The sequence below is a fragment of the Leclercia sp. genome (assembly GCF_036780805.1).
GTDB lineage: Bacteria > Pseudomonadota > Gammaproteobacteria > Enterobacterales > Enterobacteriaceae > Enterobacter.
Map to the genome: position 1 here is coordinate 923,965 of NZ_DAIQCE010000001.1, position 25,287 is coordinate 949,251.

The 25,287-nt window shown below is 57.3% G+C and carries 24 protein-coding genes; 14 read left to right on the plus strand and 10 right to left on the minus strand.

The window, feature by feature from the left end:
- The first annotated feature begins 52 nt into the window (after positions 1 to 52).
- The 4 genes from V7Q49_RS04290 (at position 53) to rimL (ending at position 4,527) form a co-directional block, all read left to right on the plus strand.
- Positions 53 to 1,222, plus strand: a complete 1,170-nt coding sequence (locus V7Q49_RS04290; RefSeq protein WP_333849494.1) for a pyridoxal phosphate-dependent aminotransferase — start codon at positions 53 to 55, stop codon at positions 1,220 to 1,222.
- A gap of 11 nt (positions 1,223 to 1,233) precedes the next feature.
- The gene (locus tag V7Q49_RS04295) at positions 1,234 to 2,007 is read left to right on the plus strand and encodes an ABC transporter substrate-binding protein (protein WP_333849495.1); all 774 of its coding nucleotides are present in this window, start codon (positions 1,234 to 1,236) and stop codon (positions 2,005 to 2,007) included.
- A 252-nt stretch (positions 2,008 to 2,259) separates the two neighbouring features.
- Positions 2,260 to 3,915, plus strand: coding sequence for a glucan biosynthesis protein D (locus tag V7Q49_RS04300; protein ID WP_333849496.1), 1,656 nt, complete (start codon positions 2,260 to 2,262; stop codon positions 3,913 to 3,915).
- Positions 3,916 to 3,978: 63 nt separating this feature from the next.
- Positions 3,979 to 4,527, plus strand: a complete 549-nt coding sequence (gene rimL / locus V7Q49_RS04305) for a 50S ribosomal protein L7/L12-serine acetyltransferase (RefSeq protein ID WP_333849497.1) — start codon at positions 3,979 to 3,981, stop codon at positions 4,525 to 4,527.
- Here the strand turns inward: rimL and ydcK are convergent.
- Positions 4,522 to 5,502, minus strand: coding sequence for a YdcK family protein (ydcK, locus tag V7Q49_RS04310; protein WP_333849498.1), 981 nt, complete (start codon positions 5,500 to 5,502; stop codon positions 4,522 to 4,524). The genes rimL and ydcK overlap by 6 nt on opposite strands.
- A 122-nt stretch (positions 5,503 to 5,624) precedes the next feature.
- Here ydcK and tehA point away from each other — a divergent pair, with 122 nt between their 5' ends.
- Both tehA and tehB read left to right on the plus strand, forming a co-directional pair.
- The gene (gene tehA / locus V7Q49_RS04315) at positions 5,625 to 6,629 is read left to right on the plus strand and encodes a dicarboxylate transporter/tellurite-resistance protein TehA (protein WP_333849499.1); all 1,005 of its coding nucleotides are present in this window, start codon (positions 5,625 to 5,627) and stop codon (positions 6,627 to 6,629) included.
- Positions 6,626 to 7,222 carry a tellurite resistance methyltransferase TehB gene (gene tehB / locus V7Q49_RS04320; protein ID WP_333849500.1) on the plus strand — a complete coding sequence of 199 codons (597 nt, stop codon included), beginning with the start codon at positions 6,626 to 6,628 and terminating at the stop codon, positions 7,220 to 7,222. Before tehA ends, tehB begins: the two co-directional genes overlap by 4 nt.
- Before the next feature lie 217 nt (positions 7,223 to 7,439).
- Here the strand turns inward: tehB and pepT are convergent, their stop codons facing one another.
- Complete coding sequence (gene pepT / locus V7Q49_RS04325) at positions 7,440 to 8,669, minus strand: peptidase T (RefSeq protein WP_333849501.1); 1,230 nt, start codon at positions 8,667 to 8,669, stop codon at positions 7,440 to 7,442.
- A gap of 114 nt (positions 8,670 to 8,783) precedes the next feature.
- On the opposite strand from pepT, the gene V7Q49_RS04330 reads away from it, so the two are divergent.
- Together V7Q49_RS04330 and V7Q49_RS04335 are read left to right on the plus strand one after the other, a co-directional pair.
- On the plus strand, positions 8,784 to 10,376 hold the full coding sequence (locus V7Q49_RS04330) for an ABC transporter substrate-binding protein (protein ID WP_333849502.1): 1,593 nt from the start codon (positions 8,784 to 8,786) through the stop codon (positions 10,374 to 10,376).
- A gap of 140 nt (positions 10,377 to 10,516) precedes the next feature.
- The gene (locus V7Q49_RS04335; protein WP_333849503.1) at positions 10,517 to 11,188 is read left to right on the plus strand and encodes a DUF3313 domain-containing protein; all 672 of its coding nucleotides are present in this window, start codon (positions 10,517 to 10,519) and stop codon (positions 11,186 to 11,188) included.
- A gap of 35 nt (positions 11,189 to 11,223) precedes the next feature.
- Here the strand turns inward: V7Q49_RS04335 and V7Q49_RS04340 are convergent, their stop codons facing one another.
- On the minus strand, positions 11,224 to 12,120 hold the full coding sequence (locus V7Q49_RS04340) for a DMT family transporter (protein ID WP_333849504.1): 897 nt from the start codon (positions 12,118 to 12,120) through the stop codon (positions 11,224 to 11,226).
- 186 nt (positions 12,121 to 12,306) lie between these two features.
- On the opposite strand from V7Q49_RS04340, the gene V7Q49_RS04345 reads away from it, so the two are divergent.
- Positions 12,307 to 13,179 (plus strand): AraC family transcriptional regulator, encoded by an 873-nt coding sequence (locus tag V7Q49_RS04345; RefSeq protein WP_333849505.1) that lies wholly within the window; start codon positions 12,307 to 12,309, stop codon positions 13,177 to 13,179.
- Here V7Q49_RS04345 and V7Q49_RS04350 read toward each other — a convergent pair.
- Positions 13,159 to 14,346 carry a benzoate/H(+) symporter BenE family transporter gene (locus V7Q49_RS04350; RefSeq protein WP_333850490.1) on the minus strand — a complete coding sequence of 396 codons (1,188 nt, stop codon included), beginning with the start codon at positions 14,344 to 14,346 and terminating at the stop codon, positions 13,159 to 13,161. The genes V7Q49_RS04345 and V7Q49_RS04350 overlap by 21 nt on opposite strands.
- Positions 14,347 to 14,414: 68 nt before the next feature.
- Between V7Q49_RS04350 and V7Q49_RS04355 the strand changes: the two genes are divergently transcribed.
- Together V7Q49_RS04355 and V7Q49_RS04360 are read left to right on the plus strand one after the other, a co-directional pair.
- Positions 14,415 to 14,942, plus strand: a complete 528-nt coding sequence (locus V7Q49_RS04355; protein WP_333849506.1) for a helix-turn-helix domain-containing protein — start codon at positions 14,415 to 14,417, stop codon at positions 14,940 to 14,942.
- An 80-nt stretch (positions 14,943 to 15,022) separates the two neighbouring features.
- Positions 15,023 to 16,987, plus strand: coding sequence for a peptidase U32 family protein (locus V7Q49_RS04360; protein WP_333849507.1), 1,965 nt, complete (start codon positions 15,023 to 15,025; stop codon positions 16,985 to 16,987).
- Here the strand turns inward: V7Q49_RS04360 and V7Q49_RS04365 are convergent, their stop codons facing one another.
- The 4 genes from V7Q49_RS04365 to V7Q49_RS04380 all read right to left on the minus strand — a co-directional run bounded on the left by V7Q49_RS04365 (position 16,988) and on the right by V7Q49_RS04380 (position 19,973).
- Positions 16,988 to 17,218 (minus strand): DUF2554 family protein, encoded by a 231-nt coding sequence (locus V7Q49_RS04365; RefSeq protein ID WP_333849508.1) that lies wholly within the window; start codon positions 17,216 to 17,218, stop codon positions 16,988 to 16,990.
- Between the two features lie 210 nt (positions 17,219 to 17,428).
- Complete coding sequence (locus tag V7Q49_RS04370; RefSeq protein ID WP_142489576.1) at positions 17,429 to 17,557, minus strand: DUF2474 domain-containing protein; 129 nt, start codon at positions 17,555 to 17,557, stop codon at positions 17,429 to 17,431.
- Positions 17,557 to 18,567, minus strand: coding sequence for a cytochrome d ubiquinol oxidase subunit II (cydB, locus tag V7Q49_RS04375; protein WP_333849509.1), 1,011 nt, complete (start codon positions 18,565 to 18,567; stop codon positions 17,557 to 17,559). The genes V7Q49_RS04370 and cydB overlap by 1 nt, the downstream gene beginning before the upstream one ends.
- Positions 18,567 to 19,973, minus strand: a complete 1,407-nt coding sequence (locus V7Q49_RS04380) for a cytochrome ubiquinol oxidase subunit I (RefSeq protein ID WP_333849510.1) — start codon at positions 19,971 to 19,973, stop codon at positions 18,567 to 18,569. Before V7Q49_RS04380 ends, cydB begins: the two co-directional genes overlap by 1 nt.
- A gap of 340 nt (positions 19,974 to 20,313) precedes the next feature.
- Here V7Q49_RS04380 and V7Q49_RS04385 point away from each other — a divergent pair, with 340 nt between their 5' ends.
- The 3 genes from V7Q49_RS04385 to V7Q49_RS04395 are packed head-to-tail and all read left to right on the plus strand — an operon-like array spanning position 20,314 to position 23,966.
- Entirely contained in the window at positions 20,314 to 21,330 is a 1,017-nt protein-coding gene (locus V7Q49_RS04385) for an iron ABC transporter substrate-binding protein (RefSeq protein WP_333849511.1), read from the plus strand.
- A 22-nt stretch (positions 21,331 to 21,352) separates the two neighbouring features.
- Positions 21,353 to 22,927, plus strand: coding sequence for an ABC transporter permease (locus tag V7Q49_RS04390; RefSeq protein ID WP_333849512.1), 1,575 nt, complete (start codon positions 21,353 to 21,355; stop codon positions 22,925 to 22,927).
- 1 nt (position 22,928) lies between these two features.
- Positions 22,929 to 23,966, plus strand: a complete 1,038-nt coding sequence (locus V7Q49_RS04395) for an ABC transporter ATP-binding protein (protein WP_333849513.1) — start codon at positions 22,929 to 22,931, stop codon at positions 23,964 to 23,966.
- Between the two features lie 278 nt (positions 23,967 to 24,244).
- Here the strand turns inward: V7Q49_RS04395 and V7Q49_RS04400 are convergent, their stop codons facing one another.
- Together V7Q49_RS04400 and V7Q49_RS04405 are read right to left on the minus strand one after the other, a co-directional pair.
- A complete protein-coding gene (locus V7Q49_RS04400) occupies positions 24,245 to 24,724 on the minus strand; it encodes a DUF2778 domain-containing protein (protein ID WP_333849514.1) in 480 nt (159 codons plus the stop codon).
- Positions 24,721 to 25,203: an Hcp family type VI secretion system effector gene (locus V7Q49_RS04405; protein ID WP_333849515.1), complete on the minus strand. Its 483-nt coding sequence runs from the start codon at positions 25,201 to 25,203 to the stop codon at positions 24,721 to 24,723. The genes V7Q49_RS04400 and V7Q49_RS04405 overlap by 4 nt, the downstream gene beginning before the upstream one ends.
- Positions 25,204 to 25,287: the final 84 nt, after the last annotated feature.

Genomic DNA, 25,287 nt, shown 5'->3' on the forward strand with positions numbered 1-25,287 from the left:
CACAATAGCGTTCGGGTTGAATAGTTATGCATCTCTACCAGAGGAATTTCCGATGACGCTGCGTACTCCGATACAACCCCGTTCCAAACTGCCGGACGTTGGCACCACCATTTTTACCGTTATCGGTCAGCTCTCCGCTGAACACAATGCCATCAACCTTTCACAGGGGGCGCCGAACTTCGAGTGCGATCCGGCGCTGGTTGCGGGCGTCCACCGGGCGATGCAGGCGGGTCACAACCAGTACGCGTCCATGACCGGGCTGGCACCGCTGAAAGAGCGCATCGCCGATAAAATCGCCTCGCTGTATGGCACCCAATACGATCCCGCCAGCGAAGTGCTGATCACCGCCAGCGCCAGCGAAGGGCTCTATTCGGCGATTAGCGGGCTGGTGCATCCCGGCGATGAGGTGATCTACTTTGAGCCCTCGTTCGACAGTTATGCGCCGATTGTGCGTCTGCAGGGCGCGACGCCGATCGCCATCAAGCTGACGGTGCCGGATTTCGCGGTGAACTGGGATGAAGTGCGTGCCGCCATTACCGCGCGCACCCGGATGATCATTATTAACACGCCGCATAATCCGAGCGGGCAGGTCTTCTCAGCCAAGGATCTGGCGCAGCTGGCGGCCATCACCCGCAACACCGATATCATTATTCTCTCTGACGAAGTGTACGAGCACGTGGTGTTTGACGACCTGCCGCATCACGGCATGGCGACCCATCCCGGGCTGGCGGAGCGCAGCGTAATCGTCTCGTCGTTTGGTAAAACCTACCACGTCACCGGCTGGCGCGTCGGCTACTGCGTGGCCCCGGCGGAATTGATGGAAGAGATCTGCAAGATCCATCAGTTTTTAATGTTTTCCGCCGATACGCCTATGCAGTACGCTTTTGCCGAGCACATGGCCGATCCGCAAACCTGGCTGTCGCTGGCGGCGTTTTACCAGCGCAAACGCGATCTGCTGGTCAATCTGATGGCCGATTCACCGTTCCGACTGCTGCCGAGCGCAGGCTCGTTCTTCCTGCTGGCCGATTACAGCCACTTCAGCGACGAGCGCGACAGCGAGATGGTGAAACGACTGATTGTTGACTACGGTGTTGCCACCATCCCGCTTTCGGCGTTTTATACCGACGGGACAGATAACAAATTAATCCGTCTCTCTTTTGCCAAAGATGAGGCAACATTACGGGCAGGTGCGCAGGCCCTGTGTCGGGTAACACCACGCTAAGGAGTTCAGTCATGAAATTAAAAGCCTTCGTTGTCGGCCTGGGATTGGTGTGTTCGTTTTCTTCCTTCGCGGCAACCGAATTACGTTACGGCGTAGAAGCCGAGTATCCGCCATTTGAGAGCCGCAACGCCTCGGGTGAGCTGGAAGGGTTTGATATTGAGCTCGGCAACGCGATTTGCGCCGCCGCAGCGCTGAAATGCAACTGGGTTGAAACCTCGTTTGACGCGCTGATCCCGGGGCTGGTGGCGAAGAAGTTCGACGCCATTAACTCGGCGATGAACATCACCGACCAGCGTCGTCAGAGCATCGACTTTACCCAGCCGATCTACCGTATTCCGTCCCAGCTGGTAGGCAAAACTGGCAGCGCCGTAGATGCCACGCCGGAAGGGCTGAAAGGCAAGACCATCGGCGTGTTGCAGGGCTCCATTCAGGAGACCTACGCCAAAGAGCACTGGGAAAAGCAGGGCGTCACCGTGGTGTCGTACAAAGATCAGAACATGGCCTGGGGCGATCTGCTCAATGGCCGCATCGACGCCTCGCTGGTGATGTCTGCCGCCGGGCAGGCCGGTTTCCTCAGCAAACCGCAGGGGAAAGGCTTCGGCTTTATCGGCAAACCGGTGTCGGATGACACTATTCTCGGCAGCGGTATCGGCTATGGCCTGCGTAAAGGCGATGAGGCCACCAAAAAGCAGCTGGATGCCGCCATTGATAAAGTCCGCGCTGACGGCACTATCGATAAGCTGGCGAAGAAGTACTTCCCGGGTATCGATGTCAGCGTAAAATAACAACAATCTGACCTTTTAGCCCCTGGCGCTGATGTCCGGCAGGGGCTTTTTTAACCATTTCTTTACCTCCGATTCAGGCAATTCTCCTCGACATATAAATCTTTCTCCCTTTGGACACATTCTCGCCTGTCAATAATTGGATTCTTAACCGTTTTTGTTTAGGCTGTGCCCTCTTAATGATGTTCTTTCTTGCCGTTGTTTCGCCCTGAGCGAAACCCACCACCCCACGACCATAAGGACGTTTTTCCAGGCATGAATCGCAGACGTTTTTTAAAAGGCTCTTTGGCCGTTGCCGCACTGAGCGGGACTTCCGGCCTCACCGCGCTCTTTTCCCGGGCGGCCAGTGCCGCTGAATCGGATATTGCGGACGGTTCGAGCCGTCGTTTCGACTTTTCTGTGCTGCAGTCCATGGCGCATGACCTGGCGCAAACACCGTGGGGCGGTGCGCCGCGTCCGCTGCCGGATACCTTAGCGACGCTGACGCCGCAGGCCTACAACAGCATCCAGTACGATGCAAAGCAGTCGCTGTGGAACAACATCGAAAACCGCCAGCTGGACGTGCAGTTTTTCCACGTTGGAATGGGCTTCCGCCGCCGGGTGCGCATGTTCTCGCTGGACAGCCAGACCTCCCAGGCGCGTGAAATTCACTTCCGCCCGGAGCTGTTCAACTACCACGACGCGGGCGTCGACACGAAACAGCTGGAAGGGCAGAGCGATTTAGGCTTTGCCGGTTTCCGCGCCTTTAAATCCCCGGAGCTGGCCCGTCGCGATATCGTCTCCTTCCTCGGCGCGAGCTACTTCCGCGCGGTGGATGATACCTACCAGTACGGGCTTTCCGCCCGCGGTCTGGCGCTGAATACCTACGCCGACAGCCAGGAAGAGTTCCCGGACTTTACCTCGTTCTGGTTTGAAACCGTCAAACCGGGCGCGACCAGCTTTACGGTCTATACCCTGCTCGACAGCCCGAGCATCACCGGGGCCTATAAGTTCGTGATCCACTGCGAGAAGACGCAGGTGATCATGGACGTCGAAAACCACCTGTACGCCCGCAAGGAGATCCAGCAGCTGGGTATCGCCCCGATGACCAGCATGTTCGCCTGCGGCAACAACGAACGTCGCATGTGCGACACCATTCACCCGCAGATCCACGACTCCGATCGTCTGGCGATGTGGCGCGGTAATGGCGAGTGGGTCTGCCGTCCGCTGAATAACCCGCAGAAGCTGCAGTTCAACGCCTATACCGACAACAACCCGAAAGGGTTTGGCCTGCTGCAGCTTGACCGGGATTTCTCCCACTATCAGGACATCATGGGCTGGTACAACAAACGCCCAAGCCTGTGGGTCGAGCCGCGCAACCAGTGGGGCAAAGGCACCGTGGGGCTGATGGAGATCCCAACTACCGGCGAAACCCTGGATAACGTGGTCTGCTTCTGGCAGCCGGAAAAACCGGTGAAGGCGGGCGATAAGCTCGACTTCCAGTACCGCCTTTACTGGAGCGCGAAGCCGCCGGTTCGCTCTCCGCTGGCGAACGTGCTGGCAACCCGTACCGGGATGGGCGGCTTCCCGGAAGGCTGGGCGCCAGGCGAGAATTATCCGCAGGTGTGGTCGCGGCGTTTCGCGGTCGACTTTGTTGGCGGCGATCTGAAAGCCGCCGCGCCGAAAGGGATCGAGCCGGTGATCACCCTCTCCAGCGGTGAAGCGAAGCAAATTGAGATCCTCTACGTGGAGCCGTTCGACGGGTACCGCATCCTGTTTGACTGGTACCCGACCAGCGACTCCACCGATACGGTGGATATGCGAATGTTCCTGCGCTGCCAGGGTGAGGCGATCAGCGAAACCTGGCTGTATCACTACTTCCCACCGGCACCGGATAAACGCCAGTACGTTGATGACCGCGTAATGCGTTAAACCGCCCGGCACAGACCGTAGGCCGGGCAAGCGCATGCGCCGCCCGGCATTGCAGAGGACTCAATGACGACAACAAACGAAGAAATTATTCCGGTCACCGAGCGTATCGAACTGCGCGCGACCGACGAGCGTTACACCGCTGAGCTGCACAATCTGGTGATCAAAAACCGGGCGTATCTGCAGGACTACCTCAACTGGCCACAGTTTGTTGGCTCCGAAGACGACAGCCGCAAGAACATTCAGAGTAACCAGATGCTGCATCAGCGCGGTTACGCCAAAATGTTCCTCATCTTCAGTGATAACGTTCTGGTGGGGGTGCTGTCGTTCAACTCCATCGAGCCGCTGAACAAAACCGGCTATATCGGCTACTGGCTGGATGAAGCCCATCAGGGGCAGGGGATTTTATCTCAGGCGCTGGAGGCCTTTATTCGCTACTACGCCGGACGCGGCGAGATCCGCCGCTTTGTGATCAAGTGCCGCGTCGATAACGCCGCCAGCAACCAGGTGGCGCTACGCAACGGCTTCCTGCTGGAAGGGTGCCTGAAAGAGGCCGAGTTCCTCAACGGGCGCTATGACGATCAGAATATTTACGCCCGGATCTGCACCTCATAATGCCCCGAGCAATGGCGTGCGGGTGATGTGCTGCGCGCCGTTAATCATTTTCTCGCCGCGCAGGTGAATCACTTCTCCGTCTGACGCTTCAATCACCGCGTCATCGGTAATTTCAATATGATGCTCGATCAGCACTTCGCCGCGAATGCGCGCCCGCCCCTGGATCACCACTTTGTCGTCAATCAGGATCGGCCCGCCGCGCAGCCAGGCGTCACCGCCAATCAGAACGTGATGTTTGATCACGCAGTTACCCTCCACCAGGGCGTTTTCCGCTACCTGGGAGCTGTAGCGCAGGGTCGGGATAGCATCCTCTTCCAGCCCGGCGAGCAGGCGGGCGTTGCCATACACTTTGGCGCAGTCGCACACCCAGACGTTATTTATCTCGTTGCCTTCCAGCAGCGCATTCTCAAACACTTCGGCGCGATGCTCGACAAAGGCATAGCTGACGATGGCGTTGCCATAGATCTGCGCCTGATGCACCACCCGCGACTGGCTGACCGTCGCCTCGCCGAAGATGCGCAGGATCTGGCTCGGGTCCGGGGTTAAGCCTTTGGCGGCGATCACCATGCTGTTGTGCAGGACGCGGGCGTTGTCGAACAGATGACATTCGCCGCGCACCACCGAGGATTGCACCGTGACGTTATGGCTCAGTCGCGCTCCGTGACTGATTTGCGCCCCGTCGACCCAGACGTTATCGCTCACAGACGCCTGATGGCTGATGACGCAGGGCTGGGTGATCCGCGCGTTGCCGCTGACCTGCGCCCCGGCAAATACCACGCTGTTCTCATCGTAGATCCAGCAGTCGTGCTCCTGAGATAGCGCCGATTCATCGTCGACCCAGCCGCCCCGGGTACCGCTTTTCACATCACTGAAATCTCGTTCGGCGATAATCTGCCGCACCTTTACCGCTGTCTTCGTCTCACCGTCCTGCCAGTGGTGCAGACGGCTTTCATCGCTAAGTCGATATTTTTTCATCACTGTGCCCGCAGTTGTCCTCTCCACTAAACGTAGCAAACTTTAGCTTGATCGAAACAGTGGCATCCGCAAATGAAACCTTTTAAACTAGTATTTCAAATATATTTTATAGATTAAAATTTATGTACAAAACGCAAGCGACTGAACGCGTGCTTAATTTACCCGCGGGCTACTACGGTATGGTGCTGGGGACCATTGGGATGGGCTTCGCCTGGCGTTACGCCAGCACCCTCTGGCCGGTGACGCGCTGGCCGGGTGAGATCCTGGTGATGCTGGCGATGGCGATCTGGCTGCTGCTGACGCTGGCCTTTATCACCCGCGCAATACGTTTTCCGCGCAGCGTGCTGGCGGAGATGCGCCATCCGGTGATGAGCAGCTTTGTCAGCCTGTTTCCCGCCACTACCATGCTGGTGGCGATTGGCTTTGTGCCCTGGTATCGTCCGCTGGCGCTGGTCCTGTTCACCGTCGGGGCGGTGGTACAGCTGAGCTATGCGGCATGGCAGTCTGCCGGACTGTGGCGCGGTAAGCATCCGGAAGAGGCGACCACCCCGGGCCTCTATCTGCCGACGGTGGCGAATAACTTTATCAGCGCCATGGCCTGCGGCGCGCTGGGGTTTCATGATGCCGGGCTGGTATTTCTCGGCGCGGGCGTTTTCTCCTGGCTGAGCCTGGAGCCGGTGATTTTGCAACGTCTGCGCAGTGCAGGCGAACTGCCTGCGGCGATGCGCACGTCGCTTGGGATCCAGCTGGCCCCCGCGCTGGTGGCCTGTAGCGCCTGGTTGAGCGTCAACGGCGGCGAAGCCGATACCTTCGCCAAAATGCTTTTCGGCTACGGCCTGCTGCAGTTGCTGTTCACCCTGCGCCTGATGCCCTGGTATCTGTCGCAACCGTTTAATGCATCGTTCTGGAGTTTTTCGTTCGGCGTCTCGGCGCTGGCCACTACCGGTCTGCATCTGGGGCAGAGTAGCCCGTCCGGTTTTTTCCACGCCATCGCCATCCCGCTGTTTATTTTTACCAATGCCATCATTGCGCTATTACTGGTGCGCACGTTTGTCCTGCTGATGCAGGGGAAATTGTTGGTCCGTGCAGACAAAGCAACGCTTATGCAAGCTGAGGAAAGAGAATGACTGTGTTTGATGAGAACTACTTTACCGAAAAATATGGCATGACCCGCACCCACTCCGAGGTGGTGTATAGCGCGGGGATCGTTAAACCGGGCAAAACCCTCGATCTTGGCTGCGGCAACGGGCGCAACAGCCTCTACCTGGCGGCAAACGATTTTGATGTCACGGCGTGGGATAAAAATGCCAACAGCATCGATAACATCGAGAGCATCAAGGCCAAAGAGGGCATCACTCACCTACAAACGGCGATTAAGGATCTCAACAGCCTGCGCTTTGACGGCGAGTACGATTTTATCCTGTCGACCGTGGTGCTGATGTTCCTGCAGGCGGAAACCATTCCGGGCCTGATCGACAATATGCAGCGCTGCACCAAACCTGGCGGCTATAACCTGATTGTCGCGGCGATGGATACTGAAGATTACCCGTGCAACGTCGGTTTCCCGTTTGCGTTTAAAACCGGCGAGCTGAGCGGCTACTATGCGGGCTGGGAACAGCTGAAGTACAACGAAGACGTCGGCGAGTTGCACCGCACCGACGCCCAGGGGAATCGCATCAAGCTGCGTTTCGCCACGCTGCTGGCGCGTAAACCGGCTTAACCTTGTTTGCTCCCTCTCCCTGTGGGAGAGGGTTGGGGTGAGGGCATCAGACCGCATCGATTCCTCTGCGGTGTCCTTGCCCGGCGGCGCTTCGCTTGCACGGGCCTACAAGGTCACTCCGTAGGCCGGGTAAGGCGAAGCCGCCACCCGGCACAAATGCGGGCACAATATGAATACAGACCCTGTAGGCCGGGTAAGGCGTCAGCCGCCACCCGGCTTAACGTGCCGCCAGCAAACAGAGTTGCAGCGCCGTATTGTACGAAGCCTCGAACGATTTCAGCGGTAAAAACTCAAACTTCGAGTGGAAGTTATGCGCCCCGGTGAAGAAGTTCGGGGTCAACAGCCCTTTCGCTGAGAGCGCTGCGCCGTCGGTACCGCCGCGCATCGGCGTCGGTTTCGGCGTGATGCCCAAGCTTTCCATCGCCTCGAACATCAGGTCAATCGCGCGGCGATCTTCTCCCACCGCATTGCTGATGTTGCTGTAGGTGTCTTCGATATGCCAGCTCACCTTCGCGGTGGGATGCTGGGCAGCGATCTTCTGCGCGACGTCGCCAATCTGCGCCTTGCGCGCGGCAAAGCTGTCGCGATCGAAATCACGAATATTGGCCTTCAGCACCGCCTCGTTTTGCCCGGCCTGGATACCGTTAAACCAGATATAGCCTTCGCGGCCTTCGGTGTGCTCCGGGGTTTGCAGGCGATCGAAGTGGCTGATGTAATCGGTAGCCATCAGCAGCGGGTTCACCAGCACGCCTTTCGCCGACATCGGGTGCGCCGTCACGCCGGTAAAGCGAATTTCCGCCGCCGCCGCGTTAAAGTTCTCGTAAACAATCTCCCCCAGCTCGCAGCAGTCGATAGTCCAGGCGAAATCGACGTCAAAACGCGCCAGATCTAGCGCTTTCGCTCCGCACAGGCCAATCTCTTCATCCGGCACGAAGGCCACCACAATATCGCCATGCTGATGCTCGGCGGTGAGGTTCTCCAGCAGCGTCATCACCACGGTTACTGCCGATTTATTGTCAGCACCCAGCACGCTGGTGCCGTCGCTGAAGATGATCTCTTCGTTGAGGTAGGCCAGAATTTCAGGGTGCTCGCTGACCCGCAGCCAGATGTCTTTTTCGGCGTTGAGACAGAGATCATCTCCGGTAAACGTGAGGATTTGCGGATAAATATCCGGTGACAATCCCACGTCGACGGTATCGATATGGGTGATAAAACCGATGCGCGGCGCACCGGGCACATTGCCCTTTTTGACCGCAGTGACGGTGGCAAATTCGTCGATCACGATGTCGTCCAGACCCAGCGTTTGCAGCTCCATCGCCAGCGCTCGCGCCATCTCGTGCTGGCCGGGGGTAGAGGGCAGGGTTTTCACCTTCGGATCGCTCTGGCTGGTGATGGCCAGGTAGCGAAAGAAGCGTTGGGTTAATTGTCTGGCGAGTGCGTGAGCCATGGTGGATCCTTCTTTATTTGAGTTATCAGGTGTTTGCAAAATCACTTTAGTGTTATTTATGGTTTGGCACGACAAAAATTCATTAGCCGTCAAATTAAAAGACAGGAAAACGCGATGAAAAGCAACCTCACAACGTTGGCACTGACCGTAGCCGCGCTGACGGTCAGTTCCTCCGTTGCCGCTAAAACGCTGGTCTATTGTTCAGAAGGATCGCCGGAGAACTTTAACCCGCAACTCTATACCTCGGGCACCAGCGTGGATGCCAGCGCCGTACCGATCTATAACCGGCTGGTGGATTTTACCCCGGGCACCACCCATCTGGTGCCGAGCCTGGCCGAAAGCTGGGACGTCAGCGAGGACGGCAAGGTTTATACGTTCCATTTGCGTAAAGGGGTGAAATTTCAGAGCAACAAGCTGTTTACGCCGACGCGAGACTTTAATGCCGATGATGTGATCTTCTCGTTCATGCGTCAGAAAGACGCGAATCATCCGTATCACAACGTCTCCAACGGCAACTACTCCAATTTCGAGAGCCTGGAGTTCGGCAAGCTGATCACCGCCATCGATAAAGTCGACGATCATACGGTGCGCTTCACCCTGGCCCACCCGGAAGCGCCGTTCGTGGCTGACCTGGCCTGGTATTTCGCTTCCATCCTCTCCGCTGAATATGCCGACGCGATGCTGAAAGCCGGCACCCCGGAGAAAGTTGATATGGAGCCGATCGGCACCGGGCCGTTTACGTTGACGAAGTACCAGAAGGATTCGCGCATTCTGTTTACCGCGTTCCCGGAGTACTGGCAGGGCAAAGCGAAGCTGGACCGCCTGGTGTTTACCATCGTCCCGGATGCGTCAGTGCGCTTCGCCAAGCTCGAGAAAAACGAGTGCCAGGTAATGCCCTTCCCGAATCCGGCCGATCTGCCCCGGATGAAGGCCAGTAAAGATCTCAACCTGATGAGCAAGGCGGGGCTGAACACCGGTTTCCTGTCGTTCAACACGCAAAAACCGCCGCTGGATAACGTTAAGGTGCGCCAGGCGCTGGCGATGGCGATCAACAAACCGGCCATTATCGAGGCCGTCTTCCAGGGCACCGGCACCGCGGCGAAAAACCTGCTGCCGCCGGGCGTCTGGAGCGCGGACACTGAGTTGAAAGACTACGATTACGATCCTGAAAAAGCCAAAGCCCTGCTGAAAGAGGCCGGGTTTGCCAACGGGATGACCATCGACCTGTGGGCCATGCCGGTCCAGCGCCCGTATAACCCCAACGCTAAACGGATGGCGGAGATGATCCAGGCCGACTGGGCGAAAATTGGCGTACAGACCAAAGTCGTCACCTATGAGTGGGGCGAATACCTCAAGCGGGTGAAGGGCGGCGAACATCAGGCGGCTCTGATGGGCTGGACCACGGCAACGGGCGATCCGGATAATTTCTTCGGCCCGCTCTTTACCTGTACCTCGGCCAACGGTGGATCCAATTCCGCTAAATGGTGTTATCCGCCATTTGATAAAATTATTGCCGAAGCAAAAACGATTACCGATCAGAATAAAAGGGGGGCGTTATATAAACAGGCGCAGCAGATGATGCACGATCAAATGCCGGCGGTAATGATTGCGCACTCAACTATTTTCGAGCCGGTACGTAAAGAAGTAACAGGTTACGAAATTGACCCGTTCGGTAAACATTTATTCTGGCAAGTGGATATAAAATAAACGGTTTACTCTGCCCGTCTCCCCGGCGGGCACTCTTTTTTCAATTTGTGCTGTCTTCCTCATTTTTTGTCACTTTTTTTTCAGCCAGCTTTTGCTATAACTTCAATTGCATATTTGCACTTAACAGGGATACACCCATTATGCGTACTAATACTTTATTTAAAGTTGCCGCGCTCTCCGGCCTGTTGCTTCTCGCCGGCTGTGCGTCAAAAGTGGCGGCACCTGATCAATATTCAGGTTTTTTAAAAGACTACTCCGGGCTGAAAGAAACCACCTCTGCATCGGGTAAACCGACGCTGCGCTGGGTTGACCCATCTTATAACGAAGCAAACTACGACAGCATTGTCTGGAATAATATCACCTATTATCCGACTCCCAAGCCAACCACCCAGATCGGTCAGCGCACGCTGGATGAACTGTTAAACTATACCAACACCAAAATGAAAACCGCCGTCGGCCAGCGTAAGCCGATTGTGGCATCGCCAGGTCCACGCAGCCTGATCTTCCGTGGCGCCATCACTGGCGTCAGCTCGAAGAAAGAAGGCCTGCAATTCTATGAAGTTGTCCCTGTTGCGCTGGTCGTTGCGGGCACGCAGATGGCAACCGGTCACCGTACCATGGATACCCATCTCTACTTTGAAGGCGAATTGATTGATGCTAAGACCAACAAGCCGGTCATCAAAGTAGTGCGTAAGGGTGAAGGTAAAGAACTGAGCAACGAAAATACACCAATGACCTTCGCGACCCTGAAGCAGGTTGTTGATGACATGGCGGCCGATGCCACCATGTTTGATGTGAATAAAACCAAATAACACCAGACCGGCCTGCATCACACAGGCCGGTTTTTTTACGCCGTTCGCAGCCTTCTGAACCAGTTCTCCGGTCGGGCAAACATCACCAGGTTCCCCGTTAAGATCAGCAGCAGCCCAGCAATGCCGTTGCTGTGCCAGACGTACCCCTCGTACAACGTCGAAAATGAGAGCGCCACCAGCGGGAACAGCAGGGTGCTGTACGCCGCCTTGCCCGCGCCAATCCGTCCGACCAGCGTGAAGTACGCGCCAAAGGCAATCACCGAGCCAAACAGCGCCAGATAGAGCAGGGCACCCATATAGCTCACCGACCAGACCGGCGTAAAGTCATCCCCGCGGATCAGCGCAATGGCTCCCATCACCAGCGTGCCGTACAGCATCGCCCAGGCATTGGTGGTCATGGTTTCCAGCCCGTTGCGCTGGTGGCGCAGGCTGATCATATTCCCGAGCGAGAAGCCGTAGGTGCCCAGCGCCGACAGGGCAATGCCGAACAGCAGACCGGCGCTCCAGCCGCTGGCGAGCAGGTCGTGCCAGAACAAGGTGATAATGCCGAGCAGCCCCAGCGCCGCCGCCAGCCAGAAGCGTGACGGCGGGCGCTGGCCAAAGAACAGGAAGCTGTTGAGGGCGTTATACAGCACCGCCATTGAAAAAATCACTGATTCGAGGCCGGTATTGATATAGGCCGCTGCCGTGTAAAAGCACCAGAAGTTGAAACAGAAGACGCAGCAGCCCTGCAGGCCGCAATACAGATGGTCGCGCAGGGCGAGCGGTCGCAGGCGGCGCAACAGTAACAGCACCGTCATGATGGTGGCGGTGGCGACGGCAAAGCGCCAGAAAATAGAGACCGGGGCAGGCACCGGGCCCTGCTGTAAAAAGATGGCAATCCATGTGGTACCCCAGATCACGACCACCAGCGCGTACAGTAATGCATTCATCGTTATGTCTCTTATCAGCAAAGTCTGCGGTCAGTATGACTACGTGGAGAAGGGCCTTCTTTCACAGGCTTGCGCCGGACTTGCATATTCTTGCGCTTTTTTCCCGACGGAGAGTGAACAGGACTGGCACTGAATGACAGATCTTTTTAGACTTGAAGGTTCTTATTCATCAGTGTGCGAGTGGTTATGGCTGAGATGTACGGTGCCTTTGAAAATCTGCGCAGGCATAAAGCGGTGTTGCACAATGCCGTGGCGCTGAATTCAGGGATCCAGCTGGCGGCCTGGTCAAATAAACGCGACACCATTACGCAATATTGCGATCACCACACCCTGAGCCTCTATATTGCCGACGGTTACGAGAGCTATCACAAAACCAACGCGGGCTGGAAAAACGGCGGCGGCCCGGACCGCTTCTGCCTGATGCCGAAAGAGAGCGAGTCCACCTGGGATATACGCGACGATCTGTCGTTTATCCACCTTTACTGTACCGACGATCACCTGCGCAGCGTCGGGGAGCAGATCTGGGATAAAAGCCCTTACAGCCTGACCCTCGATGAAAATCTGTTTGGCGACGACGCCAGCATTACCGCCCTGTATCGGCACTTTATCCTCGGCTGCGACTGGCAGCAGTCGGCCAATCAGCTCACCCTGAGTACCGCCTCGACGCTGCTTCTGACCCATCTGGTGCAGCATTACAGCAACGTGCAGTGGGCGCTGCCCACGGTAACGGGCGGCCTGTCGCCGTACGTGCTGCGTAACCTGCTGGGCTTTATCGAAGAGAATCTGGCCCAGCCGCTGACGTTAGCGGATCTGGCCGCGCAGGCGAGCCTGAGCGAGTTTCATTTTGCCCGCATGTTCCGTCAGTCGATGCAGATGGCGCCGCACCAGTATGTGATGCAGCGGCGCATGGAGAAGGCCAAATCTCTGGTGCGATCCACCCGCCAGCCGCTGACCGAGATCGCGCTGGCCTGTGGGTTCAGCTCCGCCAGCCACTTCAGCAACCGCTTTCGTGCGGCCACCGGGCTGACGCCGTCCCAGCTACGCGCGTCGGGTGCGTAACAGCAGGGCGTAGCAGACGCCGCCCGCCACTAATCCCCAGAATGCCGATCCGATTCCGGCCAGCGTCGCCCCGCTGGCGGTGAGCAGAAAGGTCACGATAGCGGCGTCGCGTTCGGCCTCATTGTGCAGCGCCTGATGCAGGCTGCCGCCGATGGTGCCCAGCAGCGCCAGTCCCGCCAGGGTCTGGATCCAGCTTAGCGGCAGGGCTGCCATCAGCCCGCTAATCGAGCCGCCGAAAATCCCCGCCAGCAGATAAAAAAATCCCGCCGCCGCCGCGGCCAGCCAGCGTTTATCGGCATCCGGGTGCGCATCCGGGCTCTGACAGATGGCGGCGGTGATCGCCGCAATACAGATCGAGTACACCCCAAACGGCGACAGCAGCAGCGCCAGCCCGCCGGTAAAGACGATCAGCGGCGAGACGGCAACCGGATAGCCGGAGGCTTTAAGGGTGGCGAACCCTGGCGCATTCTGCGAGGCCATGGTCACCAGGAAGAAGGGCAGGCCGATACTAACCAGGGTGGTCAGATTAAAGGTCGGGGCGATAAATTCCGGCATCACCACTGCGAAACTTAACTTGTCCGTGACAACGTCACCACCGAGCGCCGCCACCGCACCGCCCACCAGCAGGGTTGCGACGATGGCATAGCGCGGGGCAAAGGCTTTGGTCACCAGCCAGGCCAGCAGCATACTGCCGCATAGCAGCAGATGCCCCTCGAGGTTGCTGAAGGCCTGTAACCCAAAGCGCAGCAAGACGCCCGCCAGCATCGCCGCCGCCAGCGAATGGGGAATGATCTTCATCAGTCGGGCGAACAGGCCGCTCACGCCGCAAATCAGGATCAGGGCATTGGCAAAGATAAAGATACCGATGGTCTCTGACAGCGTCACCCCCTGCAAGCTGGTCGCCAGCAGGGCGGCACCGGGCGTCGACCAGGCGGTGAGCACCGGGGCTTTATACCACCACGACAGCGCCAGGGTGCTGATTCCCATGCCGATCCCCAGCGACGTCATCCAGCCGGCGATCTGCGGGGCGGTGGCACCTGCCGCCGCAGCGGCCTGCCAGATAATGGCCGCAGAGCTGGCGTAGCCCACCAGTACGGCAACAAAACCCGATAGCAGAGTGGGAAAGGTGAGCGAGGATGCGCGCATGAGAACTCCGTTGTGCGTTATAACAGCCGTGAATGTAGCACTGTGCGTTATAGCATACAAGTGCTACACTCGCGGCAACGGGAGGGACCATGGACATCACGCAACATCTTGCTATCACGCTGAAAACGCTGCGTCAGGCGCGCGGCTGGAGCCTGTCGAAGCTGGCAGAAGAGACCGGAGTATCGAAAGCGATGCTCGGCCAGGTCGAACGCAACGAATCCAGCCCGACGGTCTCAACGCTGTGGAAAATTGCCACCGGGCTGAACGTGCCGTTCTCCACCTTTATCACGCCCGAAGCGGAGAACCCGCCGGTGTTTGACCCGCAGCAGCAGGCGATGGTGGTCAAACCTCTGTTCCCCTGGGACGAGACGCTGAAGTATGACCACTTCTCGATTACCCTCGCGCCGGGCACGCTCAGCGAGTCCACGCCGCACGAAGCCGGGGTGATTGAGCATGTGGTAGTCATCAGCGGGGAGCTGGAGATGCAGATCGACGGCATCTGGCAGACGTTAGCCCCCGATACCGGCCTGCGTTTTGCCGGGGATAAACCGCACGCCTACCGCAACAGCAGCGGCCAGACGGTGCACTTTCACTCGCTTATCCATTATCCCCGCTAAAGGCACGCAAAACTGTTTCACTGGCCCATACTTCTGACTACAATAGCCGCCATTTTGACCATAACGGATAACGACGAAGTATGCGCCTGCCATCCCATCATCTTGAACTTTTAAGCCCGGCTCGTGATGCCGCCATTGCCCGTGAAGCGATCCTTCACGGTGCCGATGCGGTCTATATCGGCGGCCCTGGATTTGGCGCCCGCCATAATGCCAGCAACAGCCTGCGCGATATCGCCGACCTGGTGCCATTCGCCCACCGTTTCGGGGCGAAGGTGTTCGTGACCCTGAACACTATTCTTCATGATGATGAACTGGAGCCAGCGCAGCGTCTGATTACCGACCTGTACCAGACCGGCGTCGACGCGCTGATCGTGCAGGATATGGGCGTGCTGGAGATGGATATCCCGCCGATTGAGCTGCACGCCAGTACCCAGTGCGATATCCGCAGCGTGGAGAAAGCGAAGTTTCTCTCTGATGCCGGTTTCACCCAAATCGTGCTGGCGCGCGAGCTGAACCTCAATCAGATCCGCGATATCCGCCAGGCGACAGACGCCACCATCGAGTTCTTTATTCACGGCGCGCTCTGCGTGGCCTATTCCGGCCAGTGCAACATCTCTCACGCCCAGACCGGGCGCAGCGCCAACCGCGGCGACTGCTCCCAGGCCTGCCGTCTGCCATACACCCTGAAAGACGATCAGGGCCGGGTGGTAGCCTTTGAAAAACACCTCCTGTCGATGAAGGATAACGACCAGACCGCCAACCTGGGCGCGCTGATCGACGCGGGCGTGCAGTCCTTCAAGATCGAAGGGCGCTACAAAGACATGAGCTACGTGAAGAACATCACCGCCCATTATCGTCAGATGCTCGATGCCATCATTGAGGATCGCGGCGGCCTGGCGCGCAGCTCTGCCGGGCGCACCGAGCACTTCTTTATCCCGTCTACTGACAAAACCTTCCACCGCGGCAGCACCGACTATTTCGTGAATGCCCGTAAAGACGACATCGGCGCCTTCGATTCACCGAAATTTATCGGCCTGCCGGTGGGTGAAGTGCTGAAGGTGGCGAAAGATTATCTCGACGTGGAAGTGACCGAGCCGCTGGCGAATGGCGATGGCCTGAACGTGATGATCAAACGTGAGGTAGTGGGCTTCCGCGCCAATACGGTTGAGAAAACTGCTGAAAATCGCTATCGCGTCTGGCCAAACGAAATGCCGGCCGACCTGTACAAAGCGCGTCCGAATGCGGCCCTGAACCGCAACCTCGACCATAACTGGCAGCAGGCGCTGCTGAAAACCTCCAGCGAGCGCCGCATTGCGGTGGATATCGAGCTGGGCGGCTGGGAAGAGCAGCTGATCCTCACCATGACCAGCGAAGACGGTATCAGCGTGACCCACACCCTCGACGGGCAGTTTGAGGTGGCGAATAACGCCGACAAAGCGCTTAACAACCTCAAAGACGGCGTCGCCAAACTGGGCCAGACTATCTATTACGCCCGGGATATTCAGGTTAACCTGCCTGGCGCGCTCTTTGTGCCGAACAGTCTGTTGAACCAGTTCCGTCGTGAAACGGCCGAGATGCTGGACGCGGCGCGTCTGGAAAACTACCCGCGCGGCAGCCGTAAGCCGGTCTCCGTGCCGCCGCCGGTTTACCCGGACACGCACCTGTCGTTCCTGGCAAACGTCTATAACCATAAGGCGCGGGCGTTTTATCAGCGCTACGGCGTAGAGCTGATCGATGCCGCTTATGAAGCGCACGAAGAGAAGGGCGACGTGCCGGTGATGATCACCAAGCACTGTCTGCGCTTCGCCTTCAACCTCTGTCCGAAGCAGGCGAAGGGCAGCATCAAGAGCTGGAAGGCCACCCCGATGCAGCTGGTGAACGGCGACGAGGTGTTAACCCTGAAATTTGACTGCCGTCCGTGCGAAATGCACGTCATCGGCAAGATGAAAAACCATATCTTCAAAATGCCGCAGCCGGGCAGCATCGTTGCCTCCGTCAGCCCTGACGATCTGCTGAAAACGCTGCCGAAGCGAAAAGGCAGTTAATCACAGAAAGTGAGTATCCGGTTTGCGCGACTTCTGCCAGTGGTGGTGTTCGCGCAAGCCTTCTGCTGAATCCTCCGCTGCCGCGCGCAGCTCATCGCTGTCCGCCTCGTGGCGCAGCTGCTGGTCCACGTTCTTCACCCAGAAAAATTCATGTCCTTTGTGACCCGCCATCAGCTGACCGGAAAATAACGCACAGGTCAGTAACACTACCAATAACGCTTTCGTAAACATTCTGCCACCACCCGGTTACGTTGAGCGGCCATCATGCCGATAGTTGCGTTGAGTTATTATTCAGCTTTTCAAAGACGGGAAAGGTTTTGTCAGATTTTGTCGGTGAATGAGGTACCGGATTGTTCCCTCTCCCCTATGGGGAGAGGGTTAGGGTGAGGGGTACTATCACTTTAGCCGCATGTTCTCCCTCAAGGGAAAGGGAGCAGGCAATTAGTGCGCTTTAAACCCTGCCGCGGTCATCAGCACGCGGAAGAACATCCCCACCAGCGCCAGGGCCAGCACGCTGCCGCCCCAGATAATCACCATCCACATCAGACGTTTCCAGACAGGTTGATTCATCAGTGATAGCCCTCCCCAGGCTGGACTTTGCCGCGAAACACGTAATAGCTCCAGAAAGTGTAGACAAGGATGATCGGGATAATGAACAGCGCCCCTACTAACATAAACCCCTGACTCTGCGCCGGAGCCGCGGCCTGCCATAAGGTAATCGACGGCGGAATGATATGCGGCCAGATGCTGATCCCCAGCCCGCTAAAGCCAAGGAAGATCAACCCAAGCGTCAACAGGAACGGCAGATGGTGGCTGTGCGGGTTATTCAGGCTGCGCCACTGCCACAGACCCAACACCACCACCAGCATCGGCACCGGCAGCAGGAAGAACAGATTCGGCAGGCTGAACCAGCGGGCGGCAATGGCGGGCTGGGAAAGCGGTGTCCAGATACTGATCGCTGCGATAATCCCCACCAGCGCCAGCAGCAGACGTTTCGAGACCTGACGCATCCGCCCCTGCAGCGGGTTTTCACTTTTCATCACCAGCCAGGTGGCGCCTAAAAAGGCATAAGCCACCACCAGCCCCAGGCCGCAGAACAGGTTGAACGGGGTAAACCAGTCGAACGGGCCCCCGGCAAAGGCGCGACCGCTGACAGCGAAGCCGTTGATCACCGCACCCACTACCACGCCCTGGGTAAAGGTGGCCAGCACCGAGCCGCCGATAAAGGCCTTATCCCAGAACGGACGGTGCGCGGGCGTCGCCTTGAAGCGGAACTCAAACGCCACGCCGCGGAAAATCAGACCGATCAGCATCAGGGTCAGCGGGATGGTCAGGGCATCGATGATCACCGCATAGGCCAGCGGGAAGGCACCGAACAGCGCCGCACCGCCCAGCACCAGCCAGGTTTCGTTCCCGTCCCATACCGGGGCAACGCTGTTGACCATCACATCCCGGTCGTCGGCGTCCTGAATGGCGGGGAACAGAATGCCAATGCCCAAATCAAAGCCGTCCATCACGATATACATCAGGGTGGCGAAGACGATAATCACAAACCAGATCACAGAAAGATCGATACCCATTATGGTGTCTCCCGGGTAGTAAATTCAGTGCTCGCTGCGGAGAGCGGGCGCGCCGGGCGGCCATCCTGTTCGGTCGGGAAGGACTCATCTTCCTGCGGCCCCTTTTTAATCAGGCGCACCATGTAGCTGTAGCCCACGCCAAACACCGAGGTGTAGACCACAATAAAGGCCAGCAGGCTGACGCTCATGTGCAGATCGCCATGCGCCGACACCGCATCTTTGGTCCGTTGCAGCCCGTACACCACCCACGGCTGACGGCCCACTTCGGTGGTCACCCATCCGGCAAGAATGGCAATTAACCCCGAGGGCCCCATCAGCAGGGCAAACCACAGGAAAGGCCGGGAGTGGTAGAGCCGCTGTTTGTAGCGCAGCCACAGGGCGACGGCCCCCAGCAACAGCATCAACATCCCCAGCCCGGCCATAATGCGGAACGACCAGAAGACGATGGTGGAGTTGGGCCGATCCTCTTTCGGGAACTCCTTCAGCGCCGGAACCTGCTTATCGAGGCTGTGGGTGAGGATCAGGCTGCCAAGCGCCGGGATCTCAAGACCGTAGCGGGTGCGTTCCTGCTCCATATCCGGCCAGCCAAACAGCAGCAGCGGGGTCGGCTCGCCGGGCGGGTTCTCCCAGTGGCCTTCAATGGCGGCAATTTTGGCGGGCTGATGCTTCAGGGTGTTGAGGCCGTGCATATCCCCGACCATCGCCTGAAGAGGCGCGACGATCAGCGTCATCCACAGCGCCATGGAGAACATGCGGCGAATGGCGGAGGTATTGTTGCCGCGCAGCAGGTGCCACGCCGCCGAGGCTGCGACGAACAGCGCGCTGCTGAGAAAGGCGGCAATCGACATATGCAGCAGGCGATACGGGAAGGAGGGGTTAAACACGACAGCAAACCAGTCCACCGGCACCACCTGGCCGTTGACGATCTCGAAGCCCTGCGGGGTCTGCATCCAGCTGTTGGAGGCGAGGATCCAGAAGGTCGAGATGATGGTGCCCAGCGCCACCATGCAGGTGGCAAAGAAGTGCAGCCCCGGCCCAACTTTGTTCCAGCCGAACAGCATCACACCAAGAAAACCGGCTTCGAGGAAGAAGGCGGTCAGTACTTCATAGGTCAGCAGCGGGCCGGTAATGCTGCCTGCAAACTGGGAGAAACCGCTCCAGTTGGTGCCAAACTGGTAGGCCATCACCAGCCCGGAGACCACGCCCATACCAAAGTTGACGGCGAAGATCTTCGACCAGAAATGGTACAGCGAGCGCCAGACGGGGTTTTTACTTTTCAGCCATAACCCCTCCAGCACCGCCAGATAGCTGGCGAGGCCAATGGTGATCGCCGGGAAAATAATGTGGAAGGAGACAGTAAAAGCAAACTGGATCCTCGCCAGATGAAACGCATCTAAACCAAACATGCACAACCTCAAGGTCAATCGGTGTGGCTGTTATGGTAATGAGGCTGGAAGCTGAGTATCAGAGACAGAAAAGGGGAATTTAACTATAACAGTTTAATGAAATAAGGTGAATTAACCATCCTGTTATAGCTGTGAAGTATAACCTTAAGGCTTTCTTAATCTTGCGATGACCTATGGTTTAGATTCAGGATTTTTATGGAAGTAAAGTCGCAATCCGCGGCATTTCTTACCAATATTTAAAAACGGTAATCATATTCATTATCATTTCCATGCCGTTGTGATTTAATCCGCCCGCTCTCCACTCTGGTGTTATGTGCTCATTTCTGTGAAGGATTAACGTATGAAATATGGCTTATCGTCTTTTTGCACGCTTGCTGTGATGATTTCCTCTGTTTTGCTCACACCTGTTGCCGTTGCGGCGGAGAACAACGACGGGATCGTGGTCTATAACGCCCAGCATGAAAATCTGGTCAAATCCTGGGTTGACGGCTTCACCAAAGAGACTGGCATCAAAGTGACGCTGCGTAACGGTGGCGACAGCGAACTGGGCAATGCCCTGGTGCAGGAGGGCAGCGCCTCTCCGGCCGACGTCTTCCTGACCGAAAACTCCCCGGCCATGGTGCTGGTGGATAACGCCAAACTCTTTGCCCCGCTGGATAAAGCTACACTCGACCAGGTCGCCCCGGCGTATCGCCCGGCGCATGGCCGTTGGATCGGCATCGCCGCGCGCAGCACGGTGTTTGTCTATAACCCGGCGAAACTGAATGAATCCCAGCTGCCAAAATCGCTGATGGATCTGGCGAAGCCAGAGTGGAAAGGGCGTTGGGCGGCTTCTCCATCCGGGGCCGATTTCCAGGCGATCGTCAGTGCGGTACTGGCCCTGAAAGGCGAGCAAGCGACGCTGGAGTGGCTGAAAGCGATGAAAACCAACTTCGTGGCCTACAAAGGTAACAGCACGGTGATGAAAGCGGTCAACGCCGGGCAGATTGATGGCGGGGTGATCTATCACTACTACCGTTTTGTCGATCAGGCAAAAACCGGTGAAAACAGTAAGAACACCCAGCTGCACTACTTCAAACATCAGGATCCGGGTGCCTTCGTCAGCATCTCCGGTGGCGGCGTGCTGGCCTCCAGCAAACATCAGCAGCAGGCTCAGGCCTTCGTGAAGTGGATCACCGGCAAAGCGGGTCAGGACAGCCTGCGCACCAACGATGCCTTTGAATACGCGGTGGGCGTCAATGCCGAATCCAACCCGAAACTGGTGCCGCTGAAGGATCTGGACGCGCCGAAAGTTGAGCCTTCCACGCTCAACAACAAAAAAGTCATCGACCTGATGACCCAGGCCGGTCTTCTTTAATTAATGCAGTGGTGAGTGCCTGATGTCAGTGGTCAATATTACCCACACGCCGGATGTCCGGCGGCGTGGGGTACAACGCCGTCCGGCGTTGATGATGATTTTGCTCGCGATACTGTTTTCACTGTTATCGCTGATCCCGCCGGCCTTTGTGGTCGTCATTGGTTTTGACACCGGCTGGGAGACGGTCAAGGCACTCATCTTTCGCCCGCGTGTGGCTGAGCTGCTCAGCAATACGCTGCTGCTGGTGATTATCGCGGTTCCCCTCTGCGTGATGGTGGGGGTGATGCTCGCCTGGCTCACCGAACGCACGACCCTGGCCGGACGACGCATCTGGTCGATCCTGGCCGTCGCGCCGCTGGCGATCCCGGCCTTTGTACAGAGCTATGCCTGGGTCAGCGCGGTACCGTCGATCCACGGCCTGAGCGCGGGGGTGTTTCTCTCGGTGCTGGCCTATTACCCCTTTATTTATCTTCCCGTCGCGGCGGTGCTGCGTCGCCTCGACCCGACGCTGGAAGATGTCGCGGCCTCGTTAGGTACCCCGCCGTGGGCGGTCTTTTTCCGTATTGTGATGCCACAGCTGAAGCTGGCGGTCTGGGGCGGGGCCCTGCTGGTAACGCTGCATCTGCTGGCGGAGTATGGTCTCTACGCGATGATCCGTTTTGATACCTTTACCACCGCCATTTACGATCAGTTCCAGTCCACCTTCAGCGGCCCGGCGGCCAATATGCTGGCGGGCGTGCTGGCCCTGTGCTGTCTGCTGTTCCTCACTCTCGAAGGGACGACGCGCGGCAAAGCGCGTTACGCCCGGGTGGGTTCAGGCGCGCCGCGGGAGCAGCATCGCCTGCAGCTCAATCTGCCTCTGAGCCTGGTCAGCCAGCTGTTCTCCCTGGCGGTCATAGTGCTGGCGTTAGTGGTGCCGCTGGCGGTGCTGGGTCGCTGGCTGTGGCTGGGCGGCATCGAGAACTGGACTCAGGCGGATCTCTGGCTGTCGCTGCGTCAGACGGTGGTGCTGGCCTCCGGCGGCGCGTTGCTGATTATGCTGGCCGGGATCCCGGTCACCTGGCTGACGGTGCGCCATCCGCGCCCACTGTTCCGCATGCTGGAAGCATGCAATTATTTCACCAGTTCGCTGCCGGGGATCGTGGTCGCCCTGGCGCTGGTGACGGTAACCATCCACTACTTCCGTCCCATCTACCAAACTGAAATCACCCTGTTTCTGGCCTACCTGCTGATGTTCCTGCCCCGCGGGCTGGTGAACCTGCGCGCCGGGATTGCCCAGGCGCCGCTGGAGCTGGAGAACGTCGCTCGCAGTTTAGGCAAAACCCAGGCCAGCGCCATCTGGGGGATCACCATGCGGCTCGCCGCGCCGGGTGTGGCAGCGGGTGGGGCGCTGGTGTTCCTTGGGATCACCAACGAACTCACCGCCACGCTGCTGCTCTCTCCGTCGGGAACACGCACCCTTTCCACCGGTTTCTGGGCGCTGACCAGTGAGATCGATTACGTTGCCGCAGCGCCTTACGCCCTGCTGATGGTGCTGATCTCGCTGCCGCTGACCGGAATATTGTATGTACAGTCGCAAAAATTAGCGGGCCTGTAAGATGATTGAATTAGCGAATATTTCCAAAAAATTTGGCCAGACCCCGGTACTGGAAGGGCTGGATCTGACGGTGGTACCGTCGTCCCGGACGGTGATCGTCGGCCCCTCCGGCTCGGGAAAAACCACGCTGCTGCGTATTCTCGCCGGGTTCGAGTCACCGGACAGCGGACAGATCCTGCTTAACGGCAAAACGCTGTTTGATGAGCATACCTTTATCCCGGCGCACCAGCGCGGGATCGGCTTTGTGCCGCAGGAAGGGGGGCTTTTCCCGCACATGAAGGTGGGGGACAACATCGCCTACGGCCTGAAGGGCTCCCGGCAGGAAAACCGACGCCGGGTAGCAGAGCTGATGGATCTGGTTTCGCTCAGCCACGACCTGGCGGATCACTGGCCGCACGAGATCTCCGGCGGCCAGCAGCAGCGCGTGGCCCTGGCGCGGGCCCTGGCTCAGGAGCCGGTGCTGATGCTGCTCGACGAACCTTTCTCGGCGCTGGATACCGGACTGCGCGCCGCGACCCGCAAAGCCACGGCGGACCTGCTGGATCATGCGGGGGTAGCTTCGATTCTGGTGACTCACGACCAGCAGGAGGCGCTCTCCTTCGCCAGCCAGATCGCGGTGATTCGTGAAGGGCGTTTCGCCCAGGTGGGATCGCCGGTCGAGGTCTATTCCCATCCGGTGGATGAAGCCACGGCGCTGTTCCTTGGCGACGCGCTGATTTTCAGGGCTCAGGTGAGCGGTGGGGTGGCGACCTGTCCTCTGGGCAACATCCCGGTGGACAATCCTCTGGCCAGCGGTGAAAAGCGCATCATGCTGCGGCCTGAACAGGTGCAGATTGCGCCTCTGGCAGCGGGCGAAAATCCCGCGCAGCCGGTAATGATTACCGGGGTGGATTTTACGGGGTATCTCTCAACCCTGATGCTCTCCTCGCCGGGCTGGCCCGACGCGCTACAGGTTAAAACGGTCAGCCAGCAAAACTGGCAGGTGAATATGCCGGTGCAGCTGGCGATTAACGGACAGGCGTGTGTGCTAGCAGGTTAACGGAATGACGGGGCAAATGCCCCGTCATCGTCAGAGTTTTTTGCGCTTATCCAGATATCGGGCGATAAGCCAGATTATAAACGTTGTTAAAAGGAGAGATAACACTGACAAACTGAAAATATAACGGTCATACCATTGTGCTTCGGTCAGAAAACCAAACCTATCCGTGTAAATGTCATATAAATAGATGTCGGGCATAAGGATACAAATTAGCGAATAAACGAGACACAATAGCGCCAACTCCATCAACCATATAACTACGCTTGTGCTGGGTTTCATCAGTATACCTGTATAGTGCCAAACGCTTTAAGCTCGGCAGTAATGAGTAAAGAACCGGTTCTTAATAATGCGTGATGGAGAATTCGATAGTGAGAATGGTTTGGCAACGTAATACACCCTTCACTAATACCAGAAGTACCTGCTGGGTGTAGACGAAAAGCACCTCGTTCTACATTACCAATAAAAGTTAAGTCATCTATAGCCCCATCATCCCGGTAAAGCGCAAACCAAAAGTCACGATTCGAACCGCTCTCCAGTTCTTTGAGCATATCGTGCCATCGGGATCCAGTGCCGCCACGGGAACGAGTAACGATGAAATATTTCCCGGGAGGTAATGGGCCTTTCTTTTTCAGGGCGATAGCATCTGGATTATTTCTGTTGGCGCCTGCATGTCCTGAATAAGCCGGAAAGAAACCTATCCCCGGACAACTTAAGGTCGACATCTGCCCACCGTTTAAATGAAACGTACAGCGGATCATCGCTCATTCCACGCATCGGAGAAAATGATATTCCCATCACAATGCTTCCATGTGATCCTTTCGTAGCGAAGGGCAACGGACTCCAGGTGATTATGTTTTTCAGTTGAGGGATTTTTCACGTCGTGCATGAGAGGACAGATAGAAACGACTTTGACGCCTTCAAGGAGCATATTGAAGTACTCCTCTTCCTGCCCTGAGTAGTTGATTCGATACCACTTAAACTCAGCTGATTTTAATGTTTGTCCGTGGGCAACTGCTTTATAAAGATATGGGCTTGATGAATCGAATTCTTTTTCGAATACCAGTGCACTATGAACTCGCGTGCCGGTAATTTTGCCAGTATTATTGTCTGTGGGTAAATGAAGGCCGTGACCAAAACCTAATATTTCAATGCTTCCTTCACGATCTTTTACATCGACAGAACCCCGGATAGTCGCTCCGCCATCATCTTTTAACCACAGATAAGCTGGTATTGCCATGTCAAACTCCCTTTGTCAGTTAGCGAAAACAGCCATTACTTAACATTGGTTTATTAACAAAGACCAGGCATATTGTGCCATAGT